Raw genomic sequence first — 3312 nt, forward strand, 5'->3', positions numbered from 1 at the left:
GCCGTAGCAGGCGTTGCGGGTGGTCTGGGGGTCTGCCGAGACCCGCACCCCGATCGAGAGGCTCTCCTGCCCCGCGCCGGCCGGGCCGGGGGCCGAGGCCGACGGATCCGCGCCGTCCGCGCCCACCGGCAGGCCCGACTCCGGCGGGGCCGTCGAGCTCGCCGGCAGCGCGGCCGGACCGCCGTCCGATCCCGTGCTCTGCAGGGCGTAGGCCACCCCGCCGGCCGCGCCCAGGGCGACGATGGCGGCGGCCGCGGCGATGACGATCAGCCTCTTCCTCGGCATCCCGGTGTGAAACGGCTTCGGGTCCGTCTCGGCGGGCGGCCGCACAGCGCCGGCGGGGGCGACGGACGCGACGGCCCGGACCACCCGGGTCTGCTCCGACGTTGCGGCCGGCCGGTCGTGCACCGGCTCGATGATCGCGGTCGGCGTCACCGGCGCGGGCTTCGGTGCCGGCCGGGGTGTCGGTGCCGGCTGGGGTGTCGGCGCGGGCTGGGGTGTCGGCGCGGGCTGCGGCATCGGCCGTGCGGCCGGCGCGAGCGCGGCGCCGGCCAGGGCGGCCGCGCCCAGCGCGATGCTGTGCTCCGGGTGCGGATCCTGGACCACCGGGCGGTGGAAGGCCTCGGTCAGCACCTGGGTCACCAGGGGGATCCGCGACGAGCCGCCGCTCAGCAGGATCAACGACAGGTCGGCCGGGGTGACGCCCGCGGCCCGCACCGCCCGGCCCAGCGACTCCACCGTGTCGGCCAGCGCCGGCGCGATCATCGCCTCGAACTCGGCGCGGGTCAGGCGCACCCGGGTGTGCATGCCCGGCAGGGCCACCGGGATGTGCGTCTCGGTGTCGAAGGACAGCGCCTCCTTGGCCTCCGTGCAGTCGCGGCGCAGGCGGGTCACCGCGGCCGCCGACTCCTCCGGATCCACCTCCGCGACCACCGGGGAGGCGGTGCTGAGTTTTTCGGTGACGTGGCCGTACACCGCCTCGTCGAAATCCATGCCGCCGAGCTGCTCGATGCCGCTGGGCGGGCCCGGCATCTCGTAGGAGTCGCCCGTACGCCGCAGCACCGCCGCGTCGAACGTGCCGCCGCCCAGGTCGTACACCGCGACCAGCGCGCCCGGCGCGACCCGCTGGGCGGACGCGTGGTGGACGGCCGCCGCCTCGGGCTCCGGGACGGTCCGCACGTCGCTCAGCCCGGCCGCCCGGATCACCTGCTCGAGCTGCTCGCGCTTGTACGGGCCCCAGTTCGCCGGATAGGTGACCGCCACCTTCGCCGGCGGCGCACCGTACTGCGCGGTCACCACCTCGACCACGTGCTTGAGCAGCCGGCCGAGCAGGGCGTGCGCCGAGTACGGCGCCCCGCCCACCAGCAGCGACACGGGGTCGCCGATCCGCCGCTTCACCTCGCGGACCAGCCGGCCCGGATCGGTGCGGCCGTGGCGCTCGGCGCTGTCGCCGACCATGGTCCGGCCGTCCGCACCGAGGTAGATCAGGGACGGCATCTCCGGGTTGCGGTCGCCCAGGCGTACGACCTCGGCGCGGCCGTCGACGAACACGGCCGCCGCCGTATGGGTGGTGCCGAGATCCACGCCGAGTGCATAGTCCACGGAGTCGACTATCCACCCGGAAACGGTTGCCGACGAGATACGAAAGGGCACCGCAAGGTGCAGTACGCTGCGCTATTGATCAACTGAGGAAACAAGTCTGCCGACAGAGCGGGGAAGCATGATCGGGCTGGTCGTTGGGGCCGTCCGTGCCCGCACCGCCCAGGCGGCCACCATGCTGCTGCTGACCTTCCTGGCCGTGGCGGTCGCCGCGGCCGCGCCCTGGTACGGGATCGCGGCCGCCACCCGGGCCGCCGCCGCCGACGTGACCGACGCCCCGGCCGCCCAGCGCACGGTGTCGGCCCGCAAGATCGTCGGGCTGGACGGCGATCCCCGGCCCACGCTCGACGCGTTCGCCGGCTCGGTCAGGAACCTGTTGCCGGTTCCCGACGCCGACCCGGTGCTCGGCATGGTGCAGCCGATGAACGTGTCGCAGGGCGGCGTGTCCCGGGCGATCACGGTGGCCTACCGCGACGACTTCTGCGATCACGTGCGGCTGACCGGTACGTGCCCGTCGGCGCCCGGCGACGTGGCCCTCAGCCTGGCCGCCGCGCAGCAGCTCGGCCTGCAGCCCGGCGCGCGCATCGAGATCGCCTCGTCGCCCAGCGCGGAGCCGATCGACCTGCGCCTGACCGGCACGTACGAACTGCGTGAGCCGGCCGGCGCCTATTGGAGCAACCGTCTGTTCCGGGCCGACGGCGGGCTGGACCCGGCCTTCGTCCCGTTGGCCGGCTTCGCGCGGCGGCAGCTGCAGGGACCGACCCTGTCGTACGACGCGGAGGTGCCCGACACCTTGATCCGCGGCGACGCCGGCGCCGGGCTGGGCGCCGCGCTCGCGGATGCGGACGTGCGACTCGGCCGCCTCGAGATCCGCCTGGTGAACGCCACCGGCCAGCTGCTCGGCACGGTCGCGCGGGACCGCGCCACGATCCGGCGCGGCGTGCTGGTGGCGACGCTCGAGATCCTGGTGATGGCCTGGTTCGCGATCGGTCTCACCGGGCGCTACACCGGATGCAACCGGCGTGGCGACGCCGCCTTGCTCAAGCTGCGCGGCAGCAGCCGGCGCCGGACGTTCGGGCTGACCCTCGGCCAGCACGCCGTGCCGATGCTGGCCGGCGCGGTGCTCGGCGGGCCGGCCGGGCTGCTCGCGGCCCGGCTGCTGGCCGGTCCCATCGAGGACGTCGGGGAGCGGGGCACGGCGGTGCTGTGGTGTGCCGTGGTCGTGCTCGGCTTCCTCGTCGGAGGCCTGCTCGTCCTGGCCGCCGTGGAGGCCGCGGTGCTGCGCCGCCCGGTGGCCGAGCTGCTGCGTCAGGTGCCGTCCGGCCGGCGCGACTGGCGGGCCGACGTGGTCGATCTGGGCCTGGTCGCGGTGGCGGTGGCGGCGGTCTATCAGGCGCGGGTCGGTGATGCGGGCAGCGGTTTCGGACTGGTCGCGCCGGCCCTGCTGGCCCTGGCGGTGGCGTTGCTGCTCGCCCGCCTGCTGGGCCGGGTCGCCGACCGGGCGGGCTCCGCCGCGCTCCGGTCCGGCCGGCTGCGCTTCGGGCTGACCGCCGTCCAGGTGTCCCGCCAGCCCGGCACCGACCGGGTGTTCGCCCTGATCGTGGTGGCGGTCGCGTTGCTCACCTCGGCCGCCTGCACCGTGAGCACCCGCTGGGCGCCCAGCTCGACGGCGCTGCGGTCGTCGGCGGCGGCGCGGGTGCCGGCCCAGCCGCC

General features: G+C 75.7%; 2 protein-coding genes. One reads left to right on the forward strand and one right to left on the reverse strand.

From position 1 onward, the window contains the following. Positions 1–1602: Hsp70 family protein (locus tag AB0M20_RS33920; RefSeq protein WP_364304428.1), on the reverse strand; the 1602-nt coding region annotated here is incomplete at its 3' end. 118 nt (positions 1603–1720) lie between these two features. Between AB0M20_RS33920 and AB0M20_RS33925 the strand changes: the two genes are divergently transcribed. Next, positions 1721–3312, forward strand: a 1592-nt coding sequence (locus tag AB0M20_RS33925; RefSeq protein ID WP_364304429.1) for an FtsX-like permease family protein, incomplete at its 3' end; no start/stop codon positions are given.

The organism is Actinoplanes sp. NPDC051633, from assembly GCF_040681735.1.
GTDB lineage: Bacteria > Actinomycetota > Actinomycetes > Mycobacteriales > Micromonosporaceae > Actinoplanes.